The 22,824-nt window shown below is 60.5% G+C and carries 18 protein-coding genes; 14 read left to right on the top strand and 4 right to left on the bottom strand.

Annotated features, from left to right (window positions below):
* Nucleotides 1-33: 33 nt before the first annotated feature.
* Nucleotides 34-2,442: a DNA translocase FtsK gene (locus NTD80_RS03555; protein WP_065907501.1), complete on the bottom strand. Its 2,409-nt coding sequence runs from the start codon at nucleotides 2,440-2,442 to the stop codon at nucleotides 34-36.
* Between the two features lie 496 nt (nucleotides 2,443-2,938).
* On the opposite strand from NTD80_RS03555, the gene aat reads away from it, so the two are divergent.
* The 3 genes from aat (at nucleotide 2,939) to infA (ending at nucleotide 4,701) form a co-directional block, all read left to right on the top strand.
* Nucleotides 2,939-3,619, top strand: coding sequence for a leucyl/phenylalanyl-tRNA--protein transferase (aat, locus tag NTD80_RS03550; protein ID WP_065907502.1), 681 nt, complete (start codon nucleotides 2,939-2,941; stop codon nucleotides 3,617-3,619).
* Between the two features lie 55 nt (nucleotides 3,620-3,674).
* Nucleotides 3,675-4,382 carry an arginyltransferase gene (locus NTD80_RS03545; protein ID WP_065907503.1) on the top strand — a complete coding sequence of 236 codons (708 nt, stop codon included), beginning with the start codon at nucleotides 3,675-3,677 and terminating at the stop codon, nucleotides 4,380-4,382.
* Nucleotides 4,383-4,482: 100 nt separating this feature from the next.
* Complete coding sequence (gene infA / locus NTD80_RS03540; RefSeq protein ID WP_002553999.1) at nucleotides 4,483-4,701, top strand: translation initiation factor IF-1; 219 nt, start codon at nucleotides 4,483-4,485, stop codon at nucleotides 4,699-4,701.
* Nucleotides 4,702-5,406: 705 nt separating this feature from the next.
* Here infA and clpA read toward each other — a convergent pair.
* Nucleotides 5,407-7,677 (bottom strand): ATP-dependent Clp protease ATP-binding subunit ClpA, encoded by a 2,271-nt coding sequence (gene clpA / locus NTD80_RS03535; protein ID WP_065907505.1) that lies wholly within the window; start codon nucleotides 7,675-7,677, stop codon nucleotides 5,407-5,409.
* A gap of 29 nt (nucleotides 7,678-7,706) precedes the next feature.
* Nucleotides 7,707-8,075, bottom strand: a complete 369-nt coding sequence (clpS, locus tag NTD80_RS03530) for an ATP-dependent Clp protease adapter ClpS (RefSeq protein ID WP_010567912.1) — start codon at nucleotides 8,073-8,075, stop codon at nucleotides 7,707-7,709.
* 219 nt (nucleotides 8,076-8,294) lie between these two features.
* On the opposite strand from clpS, the gene cspD reads away from it, so the two are divergent.
* Nucleotides 8,295-8,558, top strand: a complete 264-nt coding sequence (gene cspD / locus NTD80_RS03525) for a cold shock domain-containing protein CspD (RefSeq protein ID WP_315974917.1) — start codon at nucleotides 8,295-8,297, stop codon at nucleotides 8,556-8,558.
* A gap of 80 nt (nucleotides 8,559-8,638) precedes the next feature.
* On the opposite strand, the gene icd is transcribed toward cspD, so the two are convergent.
* Nucleotides 8,639-9,895, bottom strand: coding sequence for an NADP-dependent isocitrate dehydrogenase (gene icd, locus NTD80_RS03520; protein ID WP_201145170.1), 1,257 nt, complete (start codon nucleotides 9,893-9,895; stop codon nucleotides 8,639-8,641).
* Nucleotides 9,896-10,388: 493 nt separating this feature from the next.
* Between icd and NTD80_RS03515 the strand changes: the two genes are divergently transcribed.
* The 10 genes from NTD80_RS03515 (at nucleotide 10,389) to aceA (ending at nucleotide 22,263) form a co-directional block, all read left to right on the top strand.
* Nucleotides 10,389-12,614 (top strand): NADP-dependent isocitrate dehydrogenase, encoded by a 2,226-nt coding sequence (locus NTD80_RS03515; protein ID WP_262132162.1) that lies wholly within the window; start codon nucleotides 10,389-10,391, stop codon nucleotides 12,612-12,614.
* 162 nt (nucleotides 12,615-12,776) lie between these two features.
* Nucleotides 12,777-13,994, top strand: coding sequence for a serine hydrolase domain-containing protein (locus tag NTD80_RS03510; RefSeq protein ID WP_065907510.1), 1,218 nt, complete (start codon nucleotides 12,777-12,779; stop codon nucleotides 13,992-13,994).
* A gap of 70 nt (nucleotides 13,995-14,064) precedes the next feature.
* Nucleotides 14,065-14,511 (top strand): NUDIX hydrolase, encoded by a 447-nt coding sequence (locus tag NTD80_RS03505; protein ID WP_065907512.1) that lies wholly within the window; start codon nucleotides 14,065-14,067, stop codon nucleotides 14,509-14,511.
* Between the two features lie 59 nt (nucleotides 14,512-14,570).
* Complete coding sequence (gene mnmA, locus NTD80_RS03500) at nucleotides 14,571-15,695, top strand: tRNA 2-thiouridine(34) synthase MnmA (protein ID WP_106803428.1); 1,125 nt, start codon at nucleotides 14,571-14,573, stop codon at nucleotides 15,693-15,695.
* Nucleotides 15,692-16,315, top strand: coding sequence for a high frequency lysogenization protein HflD (gene hflD, locus NTD80_RS03495; protein ID WP_058425015.1), 624 nt, complete (start codon nucleotides 15,692-15,694; stop codon nucleotides 16,313-16,315). The genes mnmA and hflD overlap by 4 nt, the downstream gene beginning before the upstream one ends.
* 125 nt (nucleotides 16,316-16,440) lie before the next feature.
* Nucleotides 16,441-17,811, top strand: coding sequence for an adenylosuccinate lyase (gene purB / locus NTD80_RS03490; RefSeq protein ID WP_010209589.1), 1,371 nt, complete (start codon nucleotides 16,441-16,443; stop codon nucleotides 17,809-17,811).
* Between the two features lie 84 nt (nucleotides 17,812-17,895).
* Nucleotides 17,896-19,062 (top strand): cupin domain-containing protein, encoded by a 1,167-nt coding sequence (locus NTD80_RS03485; protein ID WP_065907517.1) that lies wholly within the window; start codon nucleotides 17,896-17,898, stop codon nucleotides 19,060-19,062.
* Nucleotides 19,055-19,477, top strand: a complete 423-nt coding sequence (locus NTD80_RS03480) for a GNAT family N-acetyltransferase (RefSeq protein WP_106803426.1) — start codon at nucleotides 19,055-19,057, stop codon at nucleotides 19,475-19,477. Before NTD80_RS03485 ends, NTD80_RS03480 begins: the two co-directional genes overlap by 8 nt.
* Before the next feature lie 231 nt (nucleotides 19,478-19,708).
* Nucleotides 19,709-20,446, top strand: a complete 738-nt coding sequence (locus NTD80_RS03475) for a secretin N-terminal domain-containing protein (RefSeq protein WP_120448970.1) — start codon at nucleotides 19,709-19,711, stop codon at nucleotides 20,444-20,446.
* Between the two features lie 491 nt (nucleotides 20,447-20,937).
* Nucleotides 20,938-22,263, top strand: coding sequence for an isocitrate lyase (aceA, locus tag NTD80_RS03470; protein ID WP_025858968.1), 1,326 nt, complete (start codon nucleotides 20,938-20,940; stop codon nucleotides 22,261-22,263).
* Nucleotides 22,264-22,824: the final 561 nt, after the last annotated feature.

The following is a 22,824-nucleotide window of genomic DNA, read 5'->3' as shown; positions in this document are numbered from 1 at the left end:
AGGGCGCGCCGCGTGCTGCCACGCGGCACGTGATCAGTCGCGCATCTGCCCGGGGGCGATGACTTCGCGCGAGCCGTTGGTGTTCATTGCGGTCACGACGCCGGCCATTTCCATGGCTTCGATCATGCGCGCGGCGCGGTTGTAGCCGATTTTCAGCTTGCGCTGCACCGCGGAAATCGAGGCACGGCGACTTTCCAGCACAAACGCGACGGCCTCGTCGTACAGCGCGTCGGTCTCGGCATCATCGTCGCCACCGCTGCTGCCGCCGTCGAAGCCGCTGCCGGCTTCCTCGACGCCCGCGAGGATGTCGTCGTTGTATTCCGGAGCGCCACGCAGTTTCCAGGCTTCCACCACGCGGTGCACTTCGTCATCGGAAACGAAAGCGCCGTGCACCCGAATCGGCAGGCTGGTGCCCGGCGGCATGTAGAGCATGTCACCGTGGCCGAGCAGCTGCTCGGCGCCACCCTGGTCGATGATGGTCCGCGAGTCGATCTTGCTCGACACCTGGAACGCCATACGCGTCGGAATGTTGGCCTTGATCAAGCCGGTGATCACATCCACCGACGGACGCTGGGTCGCGAGGATCAAGTGAATACCCGCCGCCCGCGCCTTCTGGGCGATACGCGCGATCAGTTCTTCGACCTTCTTGCCGACGATCATCATCATGTCGGCGAATTCGTCGACCACCACCACGATGGTCGGCAGCTTGCTCAGCAGCGGCGCTTCGTCGTGGATGCTCTCGCGCTTGTACAGCGGGTCGGTCAGCGGCGTGCCGGCGTCCTGGGCTTCCTTGACCTTGGCATTGAAGCCCGACAGGTTGCGCACACCCATCTTCGCCATCAGCTTGTAGCGGCGCTCCATCTCGGCCACGCTCCAGCGCAGGGCGTTGGCGGCGTCCTTCATGTCGGTGACGACCGGGCACAGCAGGTGCGGAATGCCTTCGTAGATCGACAGCTCGAGCATCTTCGGGTCGATCATGATCAGCTTGGCGTCTTCCGGGCCGGACTTGAACAGGATCGACAGGATCATCGCGTTCACACCCACCGACTTACCCGAACCGGTCGTACCGGCAACCAGCAAGTGAGGCATTTTCGCCAGGTCGGTGATCACCGGCTTGCCGCCGATGTCATGACCCAGGGCCAGGGTGACCGGCGATTTGAAGTTGTCGTATTCCGGCGTCGAGAGTACTTCGGAGAAGCGCACGATCTGGCGGTCCTCGTTGGGAATCTCGATACCTACGGTGGTCTTGCCGGGAATCACTTCAACCACGCGCACACTGGTCACGGCCAGGGAGCGCGCCAGGTCTTTGGCCAGGTTGGCGATACGGCTGACCTTGACGCCTGCCGCCGGCTGGATTTCGTAACGGGTAATCACCGGGCCGGGGTGGATCGAGTCCACCGACACTTCGACGCCGAACTCCTTGAGTTTGATTTCCAACAGGTGGCCGACAGCCGCCAGGGACTCGGGGGAATAGTTGAGTTGCTTCTTTTCGGCCGGATCGAGGATCGAGATCGGCGGCAAGGTGCCTTCGACGGCGCTGTCGACAAACAACGGTGCCTGTTTCTCTTTCTGCACGCGATGGCTTGGCTCGGCGGGCTTGGGCGGTGCCGGAGCGATCACCGGCGGCACCTGCTTCTCGCGGTCCGACATGTGCTTGCTCAGGGCCTGCTCGCGCTCGATCAGGCGCTCCTTGACCTTGGCCTGCTCGCGGCGGTCCGGCGTGCTCGGGGCGACCACCTCGTTGACGCGGGTGTCGACCTCACGCAACTGGGCGACCATGCGCTTGCGCTCGACCCGGGCCGCCCACCAACGGTTGGCAGCGCCCTGGAACAGCTCCAGCAGGTCGAGGGTGATCTTGCCGGTCACGTCCATCACCTTGAACCACGACAGGTCGGTGAACACGGTGAGGCCGAACAGGAACAGCGCGATGAACATCAAGGTGCTGCCTTGGATATTCAGGGTCCTGCGCGCCAGGTCGCCCAGGCTTTCGCCCAGCGCCCCGCCCGCGCCCGCCGGCAGGCCGGTCGGCGCATGAAAGTGGATATGCGCCAGCGCCGCGCCGGACAACACCAGGAACACCAGGCCGATCAGGCGCCAGGAAAACAGCCAGCCGCTCCACTGCCACGGCTCATGCCGCTGGCGGAAGATCTGCCAGGTCTTGATCGCCAGCAGCAAGGGGAAGATATACGCGAAGTAACCGAGCACCATGAACAGGATATCGGCGCTGTAGGAGCCGGCAGGTCCACCGAAGTTCTGCACGTCTTCGATCTTGCTGTTGTGGCTCCAGCCCGGATCGTCCTTGCCATAGGTGAGCAAGGCCATCATCAGGAACAGGCACAGCGCGCCGATAGCGATCAGCGCACCTTCCTTGAGTCGGTAGTGCAGGTGCTGGCGCCAGGCCGGCACGACTGCTGCTTTGGGTGTTGCGGCGGATTTCTTCAAAACGGGTCTTTTCCTGCGCCTTTAGCGCGTCCATCTGTTGAATAACTGTAAATACTGCCCAATCCGAGCAGCTGAAAAATGAACGAACGTCGTTGAATCTACTTTTAACACTGGGCGATTGCTGGATGAAATGGCGATAACGCCACAATCGCCGCATTGTACGGGTTTGTGCCCCTGATGCCACACCACTTGGCGCTCTTCAAGCAGCATAGCCAATTGTGTGTCACAAGATGTTCAATTTGAGCATGCATTGTCTTTGCTGACAAAGGCTTATGAGCTGTTTTTACCAATCCAGGCAAGCTTGGCAAATGGCCTGCATCGGCCAGACCCGATTACGACCACGCCTCAGGCACAGAGTTGCAGAAACACGCGCTCACGCTAATGCGCGCCGATGGCCGATTCGGGCTGGCCCCACAGCGCTGTGTCGACAATAATCACGCTCTCGGTGCAGGCGACACTCCTGCCACTCCCCTCCCCTTCCGTAAGCCTGGATGCCATGCTGACCTGGTTACAACGCGACACCCTGACATTCCCGCCACTGGCCAAAGCCATGCGCGAACCTAACGGCCTGCTCGCCGCCGGCGGCGACCTGTCGGCCGAACGCCTGGTCCAGGCCTATCGCCACGGTTGCTTCCCGTGGTTCTCCGAAGGCCAGCCGATCCTCTGGTGGTCGCCCGATCCGCGCACGGTGATCTTCCCCGACGAGCTGCACGTCTCGCGCAGCCTGGGCAAATTGTTGCGCCAGCAGCGCTACAGCGTGACATTCGACCAGGATTTCGCCGCTGTCATCCAGGCCTGCGCCGCGCCGCGCGCCTACGCCGATGGCACCTGGATCACCGAGGGCATCCAGAGCGCCTACCTGGAGCTGCATACGCGCGGCTATGCGCACTCGGTCGAGGTTTGGGACGACGGTGAACTGGTAGGCGGCCTGTATGGCCTGGCGATGGGCCAATTGTTCTTCGGCGAATCCATGTTCAGTCGCGCCGACAACGCCTCGAAATTCGGCTTTGCCACACTGACTCGGCAACTGCAGGCCTGGGGATTTGTGCTGATCGACTGCCAGATGCCCAACGATCACCTGCACAGCCTGGGCGCCCGCGCCATCCCCCGCAGCGAATTCGCGGGCCTGCTGCGCGACCATCTGGATCAACCCAACACTGGACCGTGGGTTTCCTAGGCGACTTGCGCGCACCTGGCTTACACTTATTTCAAAGCTTACCCGAGGGTTGATCATGACCGAGTTGGCGCGTTTGAAGTTTTATGCCACTCAACCCCACTCTTGCAGCTATCTGCCCGACGAGCAGGCCACCACGCTGTTCCTCGATCCCAGCCAGCCAATGGACGTGCATGTGTATGCCGATCTCTCGGAAATGGGCTTTCGGCGCAGCGGCGACCACCTGTACCGGCCCCATTGCCAGAACTGCAATGCCTGTGTCCCGGCGCGCATCCCTGTGGCGCAGTTTGTACCGGACCGCAACCAGAAACGCATCCTCAAGCGCAACGCCGACCTGACGGTGACCTCGGCCAAGCCGAGATTCAGCGAAGAATATTTCGACCTTTACCAGCGCTACATCGAGCAACGCCATGCTGACGGCGACATGTTCCCGCCCAGCCGCGATCAGTTTTCCACCTTCCTGGTGCGTGAGCTGCCGTTCTCGCGATTCTACGAGTTTCGCCTCGATGGTCGCCTGGTGGCCGTCGCTGTGACCGATTTGCTGCCTAACGGCCTGTCGGCGGTCTACACCTTCTACGAACCAGCCGAAGAACGCCGCAGCCTTGGGCGCTTCGCGATCCTCTGGCAAATTGGCGAAGCCATGCGCCTGGAACTCGAGGCGGTGTACCTCGGATACTGGATCAAGAACTGCAAAAAGATGAACTACAAGACCCAATATCGGCCTATTGAACTGCTGATTAATCAAAGATGGGTCACGCTTAACTAGAACCCCTTGGCTTAAACACCCTTTTTCGGGCACAATGCACGCCGCTTTTGCCTGGCGCAGTTGCACCGGGCCATTCACTGGATACCGAGGGCTTTACTGCATGTCGAAAGAAGACAGCTTCGAAATGGAAGGCACTGTCGTCGACACCCTGCCCAACACCATGTTTCGTGTGGAGTTGGAAAATGGGCACGTCGTAACCGCGCATATCTCCGGCAAGATGCGCAAGAACTACATTCGTATTCTTACCGGTGACAAAGTGCGCGTCGAGCTGACGCCCTATGACTTGAGCAAAGGGCGCATCACTTACCGCGCTCGTTAAGCAAGTCAATACAAAACGCCCGGTTATGCCGGGCGTTTTTGTGTGCGCGCTATTTATGCAGGACTCATGTGGGAGCTGGCTTGCCTGCTCCCACCTCTGAGCTGCGTAAACCCGGGCATAGGCCTCACCCCCAATCCCCTGTGGGAGCGGGCTTGCCCGCGAAGGCGGCCTGGCAGTTGATGCATTTGGTGGCTGACCCACCGCTTTCGCAGGCAAGCCAGCTCCCACATTTGATCTGCGTGCACCCGGGAACCTAGGCCTCATCCCCAACCCCCTGTGGGAGCGGGCTTGCTCGCGAATGCGGTGTGTCAGTTAATGCATTCGGCGACTGACCCAGCGCTTTCGCAGGCAAGCTAGCTCCCACATTTGATCTGCGTACATCCGGGGTCTCAGGCCCCACCCCAATCCCCTGTGGGAGCGGGCTTGCTCGCGAAGGCGATCCGTCAGTTGATGCATTCGGCAACTGACCCACCGCTTTCGCAGGCAAGCCAGCTCCCACATTTGATCTGCATACATCCGGGGTCTCAGGCCCCACCCCAATCCCCTGTGGGAGCGGGCTTGCCCGCGAAGGCGATCCGTCAGCTGATGCATTCGGTGGCTGACCCACCGCTTTCGCAGGCAAGCCAGCTCCCACACTTGATCTCCACCAACATCAAGACAGCAAAAAGGCGCCTTTCGGCGCCTTTGCTTTAGTACAGTCAACGATCAGGCCATTTCCGCCGTGGTCTCGAAGTCGAAGGTCAGCTCGCCATCCTTCAGGTCGATATGCACCACGCCGCCATGGTCGGACAGCTCGCCGAACAGGATCTCTTCGGCCAATGGCCGCTTGATCTTGTCCTGGATCAGACGCGCCATCGGGCGAGCGCCCATTGCCGCGTCGTAACCACCTTCGGCCAGCCAGTTGCGCGCCGCGTCCGTCACGTCCAGCTGCACGCGCTTGTCTTCCAACTGCGCCTGAAGCTCGGTGAGGAACTTGTCCACCACGCTCTTGATAACCTCATGACTGAGGCGACCAAACTGGATAATGGTGTCCAAGCGGTTGCGGAACTCCGGCGTAAAGCTCTTCTTGATCACTTCCATGGCATCGGAAGAGTGATCCTGATGGCTGAAGCCGATCGAAGCCCGCGCGGCCGTTTCGGCACCGGCGTTGGTGGTCATGATCACGATCACGTTGCGGAAATCCGCCTTGCGCCCGTTGTTGTCGGTCAGGGTGCCGTGGTCCATCACCTGCAGCAGCAAGTTGAAGACTTCAGGGTGCGCCTTCTCGATTTCATCGAGCAGCAATACGCAATGCGGCTGCTTGGTGATCGCTTCGGTCAACAGGCCGCCCTGGTCGAACCCGACATAGCCCGGAGGCGCACCGATCAGGCGCGACACAGTGTGACGCTCCATGTATTCGGACATGTCGAAACGCACCAGCTCAATGCCCATGGCCTTGGCCAACTGCCGTGCAGCTTCGGTCTTGCCGACGCCGGTAGGACCGGCGAACAGGAACGAACCCACAGGCTTGTCCGGCGACTTGAGGCCCGCACGCGACAACTTGATTGCGGTGGACAGCGAGTCGATGGCCGCATCCTGGCCGAACACGGTCAACTTGAGGTCACGCTCCAGGTTACGCAGCAGTTCCTTGTCGGAACTGGTGACGTGTTTTGGCGGAATCCGCGCGATCTTCGCCACGATGTCCTCGACCTGAGGTACGTCGATGCGTTTCACACGCTTCTCGACCGGCTGCAGGCGCTGGTAGGCACCCGCCTCGTCGATCACGTCGATGGCCTTGTCCGGCATGTGCCGGTCATTGATGTAGCGCGACGCCAGCTCAGCGGCCGAACGCAGGGCTTCATCGGTGTACTCGATGCCATGGTGCGCTTCGAAACGCCCCTTGAGCCCGCGCAGGATGCCAATGGTGTCTTCCACCGAAGGCTCGGACACGTCGACTTTCTGGAAGCGACGCGCCAAGGCGCGGTCTTTCTCGAAAATGCCGCGGAATTCCTGGAACGTGGTCGAACCGATGCAGCGGATATCACCCGACGACAGCAGCGGCTTGAGCAGGTTCGAGGCGTCCATTACCCCACCGGATGCCGCACCGGCACCAATGATGGTGTGGATCTCATCAATGAACAGGATCGCCTGCGGGCGTTTTTTCAGCTCACCGAGCAACGCCTTGAAGCGCTTCTCGAAATCGCCACGGTACTTGGTCCCGGCGAGCAAGGCGCCCAGGTCAAGGGAGTAGACGACACTGTTGGCCAGCAGGTCAGGCACCTGATTGTCGACGATGCGCTTGGCCAGGCCCTCGGCAATCGCGGTTTTACCCACGCCAGCCTCACCCACCAGCAACGGGTTGTTCTTGCGGCGACGCGCGAGGATCTGCGCTACACGCTCGACCTCAAGCTCACGCCCCACCAGCGGATCGATCCGCCCCTGGCGCGCCAGCTCATTGAGGTTACTGGCATAGGCATCCAGTGGATTGCCCGAAGAAGAAGACTCACCGCCCTCGTCGTCCTGCATATCCTGTTCACCCTCGGAATGATCGCCGTGCCCAGGCACCTTGGAGATACCGTGGGCGATGTAGTTGACGACATCAATACGGGCAACGCTCTGCTGCTTGAGCAGGAACACTGCCTGGCTTTCCTGCTCGCTGAAAATTGCCACCAGCACGTTGGCGCCTGTGACTTCACGCTTACCGGAGCTCTGTACGTGGAAAACAGCACGCTGCAATACCCGCTGGAAGCCCAGGGTTGGCTGGGTCTCGCGGTCCTCGTCATGCACGGGGATCAGTGGCGTGGTGGAGTCGATAAACTCCTGCAGGTCATGCTTGAGTTTGTCGAGGTTGGCGCCGCACGCACGTAGAACGGTGGCGGCAGCTTCGTTATCCAAAAGTGCCAGCAGCAGGTGCTCGACGGTCATGAATTCATGACGCTTCGAACGGGCCTCCTTGAAGGCAAGATTGAGGGTGACTTCGAGCTCGCGGTTTAACATAGCTTCACCTCATACCCAAGTGGTCGGCGTTAACCGTCCTTCTCGATTTCACAGAGTAGCGGATGCTGGCTTTCCCTGGCGTACTGGTTGACCTGCATGGCCTTTGTCTCGGCGATGTCGCGGGTAAACACTCCACATACTGCCCGTCCTTCTGTGTGAACGGCCAGCATTACCTTGGTCGCCAACTCGCGGTTCAGGTTAAAAAACACCTCGAGTACTTCGACCACGAAATCCATCGGTGTGTAGTCATCATTGAACAAAACCACCTTGTACATCGGCGGCGCCTGTAAAGCAGGCTTGGCCTCCTGAACAGCAATGCCTGCAGAACCGTCGTCATCGTGTTCGTGATCCGGTCGATCCTGATTGAATGTTAGTCGAATCTGGCTGATTGCATGCATGGAAAGAAAGGTTCGTCAGTGGTTCAAATACAGTGGTGGGGGCGACCTGTCAGAATTTCAACTGCTGACCGGCCAGTCGCCTTGACTATCGGCAAAACGGTGTTACAACCAATAGAACCCACAGTGGGTAAAAAAGGTCCGCGCAGTCAACCTTATTTATTCGGGTTAGGACGGATAAACTGGATGATACTCCAGTGATGGAGTCTGGTGCAGAGGGATATGGGCATGGCTAGTGGTAAGGTCAAGTGGTTCAACAATGCCAAAGGTTACGGCTTCGTCGTAGAGGACGGTAAGTCCGAGGATCTCTTTGCGCATTACTCAGCGATCAAGATGGATGGCTACAAGACGCTGAAAGCGGGCCAATCTGTAAGTTTCGAAATCATTCAAGGACCGAAAGGGTTGCATGCCGTGGAAATCGCCGCCATGGCACCTGAAACCCCCGCGGTGTCGACCGCTCATAACGAAAACAAGCAAACGGCCTGATCCGCCGTCGAGCGCGCAAACGCAATAAAAAACCGGCCACCCCAGCAAGATTGGGACGGCCGGTTTTTTATGCCTGCGCCTTACATATGCGAAATCAGCGCATCACCAAAGCCCGACGACGACACCAACTTCGCGCCGTCCATCAGGCGCTCGAAGTCATAGGTCACGGTCTTGGCCGAAATCGCGCCATTGGTGCCCTTGATAATCAGGTCAGCCGCCTCGGTCCAGCCCATGTGGCGCAACATCATCTCCGCCGACAGGATCAATGAACCCGGATTGACCTGGTCCTTGCCCGCATACTTGGGCGCGGTGCCATGGGTCGCCTCGAACATGGCCACGGTGTCGGACAGGTTGGCCCCCGGCGCAATGCCGATACCGCCCACCTCTGCCGCCAGCGCGTCGGACAGGTAGTCGCCGTTCAGGTTGAGTGTCGCAATCACGTCATATTCGGCCGGACGCAGCAGGATCTGCTGGAGCATGGCGTCGGCAATCGCATCCTTGACCACCACATTCTTGCCGGTTTTCGGGTTCTTGAACTGCATCCATGGACCGCCGTCGAGCAGGGTCGCGCCGAATTCCTGCGCCGCCACTTCGTATGCCCATTCCTTGAAGGCCCCCTCGGTGAACTTCATGATGTTGCCTTTGTGCACGATGGTCAGCGAGTCGCGGTCGTTATCCACTACATATTGCAGGGCTTTACGCGCCAGGCGCTGGGTCCCCTCCTTGGAGACCGGCTTGACGCCGATGCCGCAATCCTGGTCGAAACGGATCTTGGTCACGCCCATTTCTTCCTTGAGGAACTTGATCACCTTGATCGCTTCGGGCGAGCCGGCTTTCCACTCGATCCCGGCGTAGATGTCTTCGGAGTTCTCACGGAAGATGGTCATGTCCACATCGCCTGGCTTCTTGACCGGGCTCGGCACGCCTTCGAACCAGCGCACCGGGCGCAGGCACACATATAAGTCGAGTTGTTGGCGCAGGGCCACGTTCAGCGAACGGATGCCGCCACCGACCGGGGTGGTCAGCGGGCCCTTGATGGACACCACGTAATCCTTGACCGCATCCAGGGTTTCCTGGGGCAGCCAGGTGTCCTGGTCGTAGACTTGAGTGGCTTTCTCGCCGGCATACACCTCCATCCAGGAGATCTTGCGCTTGCCGCCGTAGGCCTTTTCAACAGCCGCGTCGACCACCTTGATCATCACCGGGCTGATGTCGACGCCAATACCGTCACCTTCGATATAAGGGATGATCGGTTGGTCAGGAACATTGAGAGAATGGTCTGCATTGACGGTGATTTTGTCGCCGACTGCCGGAACCTGAATCTTCTTGTATCCCATGCTGAACTCCATCTATGGATTGAACATCTGGCTGCGTTCGAGCCTACTCCAGATAAATGGCGACTGAAACCTCACGCCATGCTCATTTGCATCGAAAACAGCATAAATTGTCGCCTACAAGCCTGAAAGCAAAGGCAAAATCGCCAATCTTGAGCACTGCATGCGACCTTGGTAGCATGTTGGGCCCTGCGACCTTTAGACCAATGGACGACACACCTTTTGTATGAAGGCTCGGCGTAAGCATAGCGACCTATGTATAATGCCGCCGCTGACCAAAGAGTCACGACGGCGGACCGCTCTAGAACACAGCCTTCCGCTACAAAGCAGGACTAATACAATAGTCCACCCGCTTGACGCTCGACTGATGCAACCCAACATCACCGCGAAGAAACCTCGACATTTCGCTCATGGATGACTTTGAACGAACGCGCTCCACCCGGCGCATCTCGAGTTTCTGCGCACGCTTTCAGCAAAGAAGAGAGTTAATCCGAATATGCCCACCCGCTCGAAGATCATCTACACCTTCACCGACGAAGCCCCAGCCCTCGCCACCTATTCACTGCTGCCTATCGTAGAGGCCTTCACCGCTTCCGCTGATATTGCCGTGGAAACCCGCGACATCTCCCTCGCCGGGCGCATCCTCGCAAGCTTCCCTGAGCAACTGGGTACCAAGGCCATCCCGGACCACCTCGCCGAACTGGGCGACCTGGCCGTTACGCCTGAAGCCAACATCATCAAGCTGCCTAACATCAGTGCCTCGACGCCTCAGCTGCAAGCTGCGATCAAGGAACTGCAGGCCCAGGGCTACGCCCTGCCGGACTACCCTGAAACCGTAACCACCGACGCGGAAAAAGAAACCCGTGCACGTTACGACAAGGTCAAGGGCAGCGCCGTGAACCCGGTCCTGCGCGAAGGCAACTCCGACCGCCGCGCCCCGCTGTCGGTCAAGAACTACGCGCGCAAGCACCCGCACAAGATGGGCGCCTGGGCCGCCGACTCCAAGTCCCACGTGGCTCACATGAGCAGCGGCGACTTCTACGGCAGCGAAAAAGCCGTTCAGATCGAAGCCGCCGATGCTGTCAAAATCGAGCTGATCGCCAAGGACGGTACCGCGACCGTCCTCAAGGAAAAGACTTCCGTACAGGCTGGCGAGATCATCGACAGCGCCGTACTGAGCAAGAACGCCCTGCGCAGCTTCATCGCCGCTGAAATCGAAGACGCCAAGAAGCAAGGCGTGCTGCTGTCGGTTCACCTGAAAGCCACCATGATGAAGGTCTCCGACCCGATCATGTTCGGCCAGATCGTTGCCGAGTTCTACAAAGACGCGCTGGCCAAGCACGCCACCGTGCTGGAGCAGATCGGCTTCAACCTGAACAACGGCATCGGCGACCTGTACGCTCGCATCAAGGCCCTGCCGGCCGACCAGCAAGCACAGATCGAAGCCGACATCCAGGCGGTCTACGCCGCTCGCCCTTCCCTGGCGATGGTCAACTCCGACAAAGGCATCACCAACCTGCACGTGCCGAGCGACGTCATCGTCGACGCCTCGATGCCAGCCATGATCCGTGACTCCGGCAAGATGTGGGGCACCGACGGCCAGCTGCACGACACCAAGGCCGTGATCCCGGATCGCTGCTACGCCACCATCTACCAAGCGGTCATCGAAGACTGCAAGGCCAATGGCGCTTTCGACCCAACCACCATGGGCAGCGTGCCAAACGTTGGCCTGATGGCGAAGAAAGCCGAAGAGTACGGCTCCCACGACAAGACCTTCCAGATCAAGGCTGACGGCGTCGTCCGCGTCACCGACAGCAAGGGCAACCTGCTGATGGAACAGAACGTCGAGGCCGGCGACATCTTCCGCATGTGCCAGACCAAAGACGCGCCGATCCAGGATTGGGTCAAACTGGCCGTCAACCGTGCCCGCGCCAGCAACACCCCAGCCATTTTCTGGCTGGACCCGAAGCGCGCACACGACGGCGTCGTGGTCGAGAAAGTTCAGGCTTACCTGAAAGACCACAACACCGAAGGCCTGGACATCCGCATCATGTCGCCGGTCGACGCGATGAAGTTCACCCTGGAGCGCACCCGCAAGGGCCTGGACACCATCTCGGTGACCGGTAACGTACTGCGTGACTACCTGACCGACCTGTTCCCGATCATGGAACTGGGCACCAGCGCCAAGATGCTCTCGATCGTGCCGCTGATGAACGGTGGCGGCCTGTTCGAAACCGGCGCCGGCGGTTCGGCTCCCAAGCACGTGCAGCAGCTGCTGGAAGAAAACTTCCTGCGCTGGGATTCCCTGGGCGAGTTCCTGGCCCTGGCCGCTTCCCTGGAACACCTGGGCGTCACGTACAACAACCCGAAAGCCCTGGTGCTGTCGAAAACCCTGGACCAGGCGACTGGCCAGTTCCTCGACAACAACAAGTCGCCATCGCGCAAAGTCGGCAACATCGACAACCGCGGCAGCCACTTCTACCTGGCGCTGTACTGGGCTCAAGCCCTGGCCGCCCAGACCGAAGACACTGCACTGCAAGCGCAGTTCGGCGAACTGGCCAAGACCCTGACTGCGAACGAAGCAACCATCGTTGCCGAGCTCAACGCCGTACAGGGCAAGCCAGTGGACATCGGCGGCTACTACGCGCCGAACCCTGAGCTGACCAGCAAGGCCATGCGTCCAAGCAACACCCTAAATGCGGCGATTGCTGCACTGGTGTGATGCGCTGATGTGACGATGCTTGATTGATCGTCACACCACAGCAAAATCCGGAACCTGAAAGGGTTCCGGATTTTTTTTGCGCTTTTTTCCGCAAGTGGGCGCAGGACTTGCTTTGTGTTTTTGCTCAAGCCATTCCAGAAAACAACAAATAAGGAAGTTTTTATGCAAAGAGCTCACTTCCAGGCCCTGGCCTGGGCCTCGGCAATCGCCCTGCTGACCGCCTGCGCGAGCCACTCGCCACCCTACCCGCATGCACAGGAGCCGATTGGCGACGTGCAGACCATGTACGACGGCAAACTCAGCCCCGACGCCGCCGTCAGCACCTTTCGCAATATCGACCGCTTGTTTCCGGTGCGCACCATCAAGGCCGGCGGCCACCCTTTCCCACTGCCGCACAGCAGCCGGGCGCTGGGACCGGTTGCATTCGATTACGAAGGCAAACGCTATAGCCTCGATGACTACGTCACCCTCAACCGGGTAACAGGCCTGTTGGTGATCAAGGACGGCCAAGTCGTTACTGAACGCTACGAAAAAGGCAATACCGCCGAAACCCGCTGGATGTCGATGTCGGTGGCCAAGTCGATTACATCGACCCTCGTCGGCGCGGCCTTGCAGGACGGTTCGATCAAGAGCCTGGATGACAAAGTGACCGAGTATTTGCCTGCACTCGCCGGCAGCGGCTACGACCAGGCCACCGTGCGCCAAGTGCTGGCGATGCGTTCGGGGGTCAAATGGAGTGAGAAATACGCCGACCCGACGTCGGATCGACGCATGATGCTCAAGCTGCAGACCGAACAAGTGCCCGGCTCCGCCCTCAAGTTCATGGCGAGCCTGCCCAGCGCCGCGCCGCCTGGCACCCGCACCAACTACAGCACCGGCGAGACACAAGTGCTGGGCCAACTGGTCAGCGCCGCCGTGGGCAAGCCCCTGGCGAACTACCTCAGCGAGAAAATCTGGGCGCCTTATGGCATGCAGACCGATGCGAACTGGTGGCTCGACGGCCCGAACGGCAACGAAGTGGGCGGCAGCGGCATCAGCGCAACATTGGAAGATTACGGGCGCTTCGGACAGTTCGTACTCAGTGGCGGCAAAGCCGGCGACAAGCAAGTGCTACCCAAAGGCTGGATGAGCTTTGCCAGCGCCACCACCGGCACCGATGCCGCCTACGGCGACTTTGCCTCCATGTGGTGGCCGGCCTGGACTGCCGCGTCCAAAGCCGACAAAGCCTTCACGGCTGCCGGCATTTTCGGCCAGTTCATCTACATAAACCCTACGCAAAACGTGGTGATCGTCGTATGGCAAGCGCAGACCAAAGCCACCGGCGGTGAAGTCATTGACGACATGGTCGCCTTCGACGCCATCACCAAGGCCGCCCGGTAACCGAGCGCAACACTCGGCGGGCGCCCCTGTATGATGGGCGCCTGCCCCACTGATCGCTTGAGAGCCCTCCATGACCTGGCAACCCCACATCACCGTCGCCACCCTCGTAGAAGACAACGGCCGCTTCCTGATGGTCGAGGAACTCAAGGGCGGGCGCGCCGTGCTCAACCAGCCTGCCGGCCACCTCGACCCGCACGAAACCCTGACCGAAGCCGCCGTGCGCGAAACCCTCGAGGAAACCGGCTGGGACGTGGAAGCCACCGGCATCGTCGGCATCTACCTGTACACCGCCCCCAGCAATGGCGTGACCTATCAGCGGGTGTGCTTTATCGCCAAGGCGCTGAAACACCATCCCGACTATCAACTCGACGAAGGCATCCTGCGCGCCCGCTGGATGACCCGCGACGAACTGATGGCCGTGCGCAATGACTGGCGCAGCGAGCTGATCATCCGCTGTATCGATGATTATTTGGCCGGCCAGTGCCACAGCCTCGAACTGATCCGCCCTTCTCTTTAGCCTTGCGGGCCCAGGCCTGCTAGAATCGCGTCCTTTTTCAAGACACCCGTTGAAATCCTATGCGTGATCCAGCCCCTTCTGACACACAAAAGAAGCGCGTCATCGTCGGCATGTCCGGCGGCGTGGATTCTTCCGTTTCCGCCGTTCTGCTCATGGAGCAGGGTTATGAGGTGGAAGGCCTGTTCATGAAGAACTGGGAAGAAGACGATGGAACGGAATATTGCACCGCCATGGACGACCTGGCGGATGCCCAGGCCGTCTGCGACAAGATTGGCATCAAGCTGCACACCGCCAACTTCGCCGCCGAGTACTGGGACAATGTGTTCGAGCACTTCCTGGCCGAATACAAGGCCGGCCGCACGCCGAACCCGGACATCCTGTGCAACCGCGAGATCAAGTTCAAGGCGTTCCTCGACTACGCCATGATGCTCGGCGCCGACCTGATCGCCACCGGCCACTATGTGCGCCGTCGCGACGTTGATGGCCGCACCGAACTGCTCAAGGGCCTGGACCCGAACAAGGACCAGAGCTATTTCCTGCACGCCGTCGGCGGCGAACAGATCGCCAAGACCCTGTTCCCGGTGGGCGAGCTGGAAAAACCCGAAGTCCGCAAGATCGCCGAGAAACACGGCCTGGCCACTGCCAAGAAGAAGGACTCCACCGGTATCTGCTTTATCGGCGAGCGCCGCTTCAGCGACTTCCTCAAGCAGTACCTGCCCGCGCAACCCGGCGAGATCAAGACCACCGAAGGCGAAGTGATCGGCCGCCACCATGGCCTGATGTACCACACCATCGGCCAGCGCCAGGGCCTGGGCATCGGCGGTTTGAAAGACGCCGGCGAAGAGCCGTGGTACGTGCTGGTCAAGGACCTCGAGCACAACGTGCTGATCGTCGGCCAGGGCAATGAGCACCCGTTGCTGTTCTCCGGTGCACTGCTGGCGTCGGAGATCTACTGGGTCAACCCGATCGACCTGAGCACCCCGCGCCGCCTGACCGCCAAAGTGCGCTATCGCCAGAGCGACCAGCCCTGCACCCTGGAAAAAACCGCCAGCGGCTACCGCGCCACCTTCGATGACCCGCAACGCGCGGTCACGCCGGGCCAGTCCGTGGTGTTCTATGACGGCGAGATTTGCCTCGGCGGCGGCGTGATTGAAGTCGCCGAGCCCTGGAGCAACCCGGCATGAGCCCGACCCAGGAGCAATTGACCGCCCTCGGCGGGGTATTCCTCGCCGCGGTGCTGGTCGACAAGATCGCCAAGACCGGCCAGGTCACCGAGGCAGGCCTGACCTGCATGCTCGGCAGCCTGCTGATCCGCGACCCCAAGGACACACTGGAAGTGTATGGCGGCGACGACCTGGCGCTGCGCGAAGGTTACCGCGCGCTGATCGGCGCCCTGGAGCGCGACCCGAGCACCTTGCAGCGCGAGCCGCTGCGCTACGCCCTGTCGATGCTCGGCCTGGAGCGCCAACTGGCCAAGCGTGAAGACATGCTGGAAGTCATCGGCAAGCGCCTGCCGCAGATCCAATCCCAGGTAGAGCACTTCGGCCCGGCCCACGAAAACGTGATTGCCGCCTGCGGTGCGCTGTACCAGGACACCTTGAGCACCTTGCGCCAACGGATTCAGGTGCACGGCGACATGCGCAACTTGCAGCAACCGAACAACGCCTCGAAAATCCGCGCCCTGCTCCTGGCCGGTATTCGTTCGGCACGGTTGTGGCGCCAGTTGGGTGGTCATCGTTGGCAACTGGTGATCAGCCGACGCAAATTGCTCAAAGAGCTTTACCCGTTGATGCGCAACGAATAAGTCGCAACAGCCACGTTTTTTTATAGCCTCACGCGTAATACGCCGGTCAGTTGGCAACGGACCGGCGGATTTTTTCATGTATGATACGCGCCCCATTTCGTTGCCCGACTGTCCGAGAACACCCCATGCAGCTTTCTTCGCTCACTGCGGTTTCCCCTGTTGACGGCCGCTACGCCGGCAAAACCCAGGCCCTGCGCCCTATTTTCAGCGAATACGGCCTGATCCGTGCTCGTGTACTGGTTGAAGTGCGCTGGCTCCAGCGCCTGGCCGCTCACCCCGCCATCAGCGAAGTGCCGGCGTTCTCCGCCGAAGCCAACGCTGTGCTCAACACCCTGGCGGAAAACTTCTCCCTGGAGCACGCCGAGCGTGTGAAAGAGATCGAGCGCACCACCAACCACGACGTCAAGGCCATCGAATACCTGCTCAAGGAGCAGGCGGCCAAGCTGCCGGAATTGGCCCAGGTCAGCGAGTTCATCCACTTTGCCTGCACCAGCGAGGACATCAACAACCTGTCCCACGCCCTGATGCTGCGCGAAGGCCGTGATGACGTGATGCTGCCGCTGATGCGCCAGACCGCCAACGCCATCCGCGAACTGGCCATCCGTTTCGCCGACGTGCCGATGCTGTCGCGCACCCACGGCCAACCGGCGTCGCCGACCACCCTGGGTAAAGAACTGGCCAACGTGGTGTACCGCCTGGAGCGCCAGATCGCTCAAGTGGCTGCCGTCCCGCTGCTGGGCAAGATCAACGGCGCTGTCGGCAACTACAACGCCCACCTGTCGGCCTACCCCGAGATCGACTGGGAAGCCAACGCCCGCGCCTTCATCGAAGACGAACTGGGCCTGGGCTTCAACCCGTACACCACGCAGATCGAACCGCACGACTACATCGCCGAGCTGTTCGACGCCATCGCGCGCTTCAACACCATCCTGATCGACTTCGATCGCGATATCTGGGGCTACATCTCCCTGGGCTACTTCAAGCAGCGCACCATTGCCGGTGAAATCGGTTCGTCGACCATGCCGCACAAGGTCAACCCGATCGACTTCGAAAACTCCGAAGGCAACCTCGGCATCGCCAACGCGCTGTTCCAGCACCTGGCCAGCAAGTTGCCGATCTCCCGCTGGCAGCGCGACCTGACCGACTCCACCGTACTGCGTAACCTCGGCGTGGGCTTTGCCCACAGCGTGATCGCGTACGAAGCCAGCCTCAAGGGCATCAGCAAGCTCGAGCTCAACGAGCAGAAGATCGCCGCTGACCTGGACGCGTGCTGGGAAGTATTGGCCGAGCCGATCCAGACCGTGATGCGTCGCTACAATATCGAAAACCCTTACGAGAAGCTGAAAGAATTGACCCGCGGCAAGGGCATCAGCCCCGAGGCGTTGCAGACTTTCATCGACGGCCTGGACATGCCAGCCGCGGCCAAGGCCGAGCTGAAACTGCTGACCCCGGCCAACTACATCGGTAACGCTGTAGAGCAAGCCAAGCGCATCTGATCCACGCACGACCCTTTGAGACGCCCGGCCGCGCCGGGCGTTTTTATTCCAGTCTGAAAAGTGCTTTTTTTCAATAGGTTACACATGAATCCTGATATCCCTCTTCAACTTCTGGGCGGCATCACGGCACGGGAATTCCTGCGCGACTACTGGCAGAAAAAACCACTGCTGATCCGCCAGGCCATCCCTGACTTCGAAAGCCCGATCGACGCCGACGAACTCGCAGGCCTCGCGCTGGAAGAAGAAGTCGAATCGCGCCTGGTGATCGAGCACGGCGAGCGCCCGTGGGAACTGCGTCGCGGCCCGTTCGCCGAAGACGCTTTCAGCACCCTGCCCGAGCGCGAGTGGACCCTGTTGGTACAGGCCGTCGACCAGTTCGTGCCGGAAGTCGCCGAATTGCTCGAACACTTCCGTTTCCTGCCTAGCTGGCGCATCGACGACGTGATGATCAGCTTCGCCGCACCGGGCGGCAGTGTCGGTCCGCACTTCGACAACTACGATGTGTTCCTGCTGCAGGCCCAGGGCAAGCGCAACTGGAAGATCGGCCAGATGTGCAACGCCGAAAGCCCGCTGCTACAACACGCCGACCTGCGCATCCTGGCCGAATTCGAAGAGAGCGCCGAATGGGTGCTGGAACCGGGCGACATGCTCTACCTGCCGCCGCGCCTGGCGCATTTCGGCATTGCCGAAGATGACTGCATGACCTACTCGGTCGGCTTCCGCGCGCCGAGCGCAGCCGAAGTGCTGACCCACTTCACCGACTTCCTCAGCCAGTACCTGACCGACGAAGAGCGCTACACCGACGCCGATGCCCAGCCGGTCAGCGATCCGCATCAGATCCAGAGCGATGCACTCGACCGCCTCAAGAGCCTGCTGGCCGAGCACATGAGCGACGAGCGCATGCTGCTGACCTGGTTCGGCCAGTTCATGACCGAACCGCGCTACCCGGAACTGGTAGCCGGCGAAGAGCTGGGCGAAGACGACTTCGTCACCAGCCTGCAAGACGGCGCGATCCTGGTGCGCAACCCGAGCGCGCGCCTGGCCTGGTCCGAAGTCGACGACGACGTGCTGCTGTTCGCCAGCGGCCAGAGCCGTTACCTGCCGGGCAAATTGCGTGAGCTGCTGAAGCTGGTGTGCTCTGCCGATGCGCTGCACAGCGAGAACCTTGGCGAATGGCTGGCCGACGAAGATGGCCGCGACCTGCTGTGCGAGCTGGTCAAGCAAGGAAGCCTGGGGTTTGCCGATGAATAAGATTCACGTAAGTGTCGCGGACTGGCAAAAGGATATCGCCGAGATTCGGCGCATTCGTGAAGCGGTCTTTATCGCTGAACAATCGGTCCCACCTGAGCTGGAATGGGACGCGGACGACGCAGACGCAGTGCATTTCCTAGCCTTCGAAGGCGACTTTCCGATCGGTACTGCGCGCCTGCTGCCCAGCGGGGAGATCGGCCGCGTGTCGGTACTCAAGGACTGGCGCGGCCTGAAGGTCGGCGACAAGCTGATGGAAGCGGTGATTGGCGCGGCCGAGCAACGCGGCCAGACCCGGCAATTTCTCAGCGCACAGGTGTATGCGGCGCCATTCTACGAGCGCCTGGGTTTCAAGATCGTCAGTGACGAGTTCCTTGAAGTCGGGATTCCGCATGTGGATATGGTGCGCGGGGACTGATCCAAAACCGCGCCGCTGCTATCGCCGGCAAGCCAGCTCCCACATTTTGACCCAGTACATCCTTTGAAATGCGGTCAAGTGTGGGAGGGGGCTTGCCCCCGATAGCCAATTCAGCAACACCAACAATGCCCTGGCCTGCCAGGGCATTTTGCCGTCTACGATTCAACTTGCGCCCTGCCAGGCCGACAAACTGGCACTATCACGCCTAAATGACTCGCAGAGATAACGGACATGTCCCTACGCACCCTGCTCACCGCCCTCCTCCTGGCTGCCAGCTGTTCGGCCATGGCCGACACCGAAGTCGTCAACCTCAGCAATCGCACGAGCGCCGACCTGCTGCCGGTGGCGCAGAATTTCATCGGCAAGGACGGCACCGTCAGCGCCTACGGCAACCAGCTTATTGTTAACGCCGACCCCGGCAAGATCCAGGACCTGCGCGCCCTGCTCGCGCAGCTGGACACGCCGGCCAAGCGCCTGCTGATCACGGTCGACAGCAATGAAAACAACCAGCAGAACAGCGGTGACAGCCAGACCCGCATCATCAGCTACGGCACTGCCAGCCGCGACGGTGGCATCCAGCAGATCCAGGCGAGCGAGGGTGTGCCCGCGCTGATCCAGGTCGGCCAGAGCGTCCCCCTGACCACCACCCAGCCGGATGCCTACGGCCGCCCGCAAAACCAGACCCAGTACCGCAATGTCACCCAGGGTTTCTATGTCACCGCCAGCGTTACCGGCGAGACCGTACACCTGGCGATCAGTACCAACCGTGACCGCATGAGCCAGGAACGTCCCGATGTAGTGAACGTGCAAAGCACCGACACAACCATCAGCGGCCGCCTTGGCGAATGGATTCCACTGGCCGGCATCAATCGCGAGACGCAGGCCGACAAATCCTCTACAACCCGCAGCTACTCTACTCAAGGCCGCGATGACCTGACTGTGCGGGTCAAGGTCGACACCCTGAACTGAAGCACCAAAAACTGACTGATGAGTCGTATTAGACTAAAGATGTAGTGCTTGAAAAAAAGCACTACAAAACATTTGACGATCCAAAAAAGCATGGGCATGATGGCCTCGCTCCCGCTAATCAGGGGCCCTGGCAAGGGCCTTCGGATCGCCGCTCTAAGCTACCCACCTGAGCCGATTCGTGTCTGTACCGCCCACAAGGTGTGTTTGACGAGGTTGCGACTGGAACGAAGTTGTCCCGAGGGACGGAAGCTAACCAGGTAACCCGGCAACACGCTGTTGGATCGTACAAAGGCCCACGACGCCCGAAGACCGTTCGCAGTTCGCCCTTACCTGCTCAACTCTCCCTTGAGCCCCATCGTTCATCCCGTCGCCTTCTCCGTCGAACCTGTCTTGAGCGCCTACGCTTCTGATCAGCGAGCAGCCCTGCCCACGCAATGAATGCATGGCTGGCAAACGGATACTTCAAACAAGACGCGACGAGGTTTTTCCCCATGGCACTGACACGCGAACAGCAAATTGCAGCCCTTGAAAAAGATTGGGCTGAAAACCCACGCTGGAAAGGCGTGACCCGCGCTTATTCCGCTGCTGACGTCGTCCGCCTGCGTGGCTCGGTTCAACCTGAGCACACCTTTGCAAAACTCGGCGCCGAGAAGCTGTGGAACCTGGTCACCCAGGGCGCCAAGCCGTCCTTCCGTCCCGACAAAGATTTCGTCAACTGCATGGGCGCCCTCACTGGCGGCCAGGCAGTCCAGCAGGTAAAAGCCGGTATCCAGGCGATCTACCTGTCCGGCTGGCAAGTGGCAGCGGACAACAACTCCGCTGAATCCATGTACCCCGACCAATCGCTGTACCCGGTGGACTCCGTGCCAACCGTGGTCAAGCGCATCAACAACTCGTTCCGCCGCGCCGACCAGATCCAGTGGAAAGCCGGTAAAGGCCCGGGCGACGAAGGCTACATCGACTACTTCGCACCGATCGTGGCTGACGCCGAAGCCGGTTTCGGTGGTGTACTGAACGCCTACGAACTGATGAAGAGCATGATCGAGGCAGGCGCTGCCGGCGTGCACTTCGAAGACCAACTGGCCTCGGTGAAGAAATGCGGCCACATGGGCGGCAAGGTACTGGTTCCTACCCAGGAAGCTGTACAGAAGCTGACCGCTGCGCGCCTGGCTGCTGACGTCGCCGGTACCCCGACCATCATCCTGGCCCGTACCGACGCCAACGCCGCTGACCTGCTGACCTCGGACTGCGACCCGTACGACCAGCCGTTCGTGACAGGCGAACGCACCCAGGAAGGCTTCTACAAGGTGCGCGCCGGTCTCGACCAGGCCATCGCCCGTGGCCTGGCCTACGCGCCGTACGCCGACCTGATCTGGTGCGAAACCGCCAAGCCGGACCTGGACGAAGCGCGCCGCTTTGCCGAAGCGATCAAGAAGGAATACCCGGACCAACTGCTGTCCTACAACTGCTCGCCTTCCTTCAACTGGAAGAAGAACCTGGACGACGCGACCATCGCCAAGTTCCAGCGCGAACTGTCCGCCATGGGCTACAAGCACCAGTTCATTACCCTGGCCGGCATTCACAACATGTGGCACAGCATGTTCAACCTGGCGCACGACTACGCCCGCAACGACATGACTGCCTACGTGAAGCTGCAGGAGCAGGAATTCGCTGACGCCGCCAAGGGCTACACCTTCGTGGCGCACCAGCAGGAAGTGGGCACTGGCTACTTCGACGACATGACCACAGTGATCCAGGGCGGCACCTCGTCCGTGACCGCGCTGACCGGTTCGACCGAAGAAGAGCAGTTCCACTAAGCACCGCGTACACGGCCACTGCGGCCCCAAGGAAGACCTAACCGCAGTGCCGCACCACAATCACGCCCCGACTGGTTCGGGGCGTTTTTTTTATTTGAAGAACACCAAAATCCAAGGTGGAACTGGCTACAGGGAGTTGGGGATGAGGCCTTAGTCCCCGGGTGTATGGAAATCCAATGTGGGAGCTGGGGATAAGGCCTAGGTCCCCGGGTGCATGGAGATCAAATGTGGGAGCTGGCTTGCCTGCGAAAGCGCTGGGTCAGTCGCCGAATGCACCAACTGACGGATAGCCTTCGCGGGCAAGCCCGCTCCCACAGGGGGATTGGGGTGGAGCTCAGGTGCCCGGGCATATGGAGATCAATGTGGGAGCTGGCTTGCCTGCGAAAGCGGTGGGTCAGCCGCCGAATGCATCAGCTGACACGCCGCCTTCGCGGGCAAGCCCGCTCCCACAGGGGATTGGGGTGGGGCTCAGGTGCCCGGGCATATGGAGATCAATGTGGGAACTGGCTTGCCTGCGAAAGCGGTGAATCAGTCACCGAATGCATCAACTGACGGATCACC

It is taken from the genome of Pseudomonas sp. 13B_2.1_Bac1, assembly GCF_025466155.1.
Lineage (GTDB): Bacteria > Pseudomonadota > Gammaproteobacteria > Pseudomonadales > Pseudomonadaceae > Aquipseudomonas > Aquipseudomonas aylmerensis.
The sequence above is the reverse complement of the archived record's forward strand: the minus strand, read 5'-3'. Positions and strand labels throughout refer to the sequence as shown.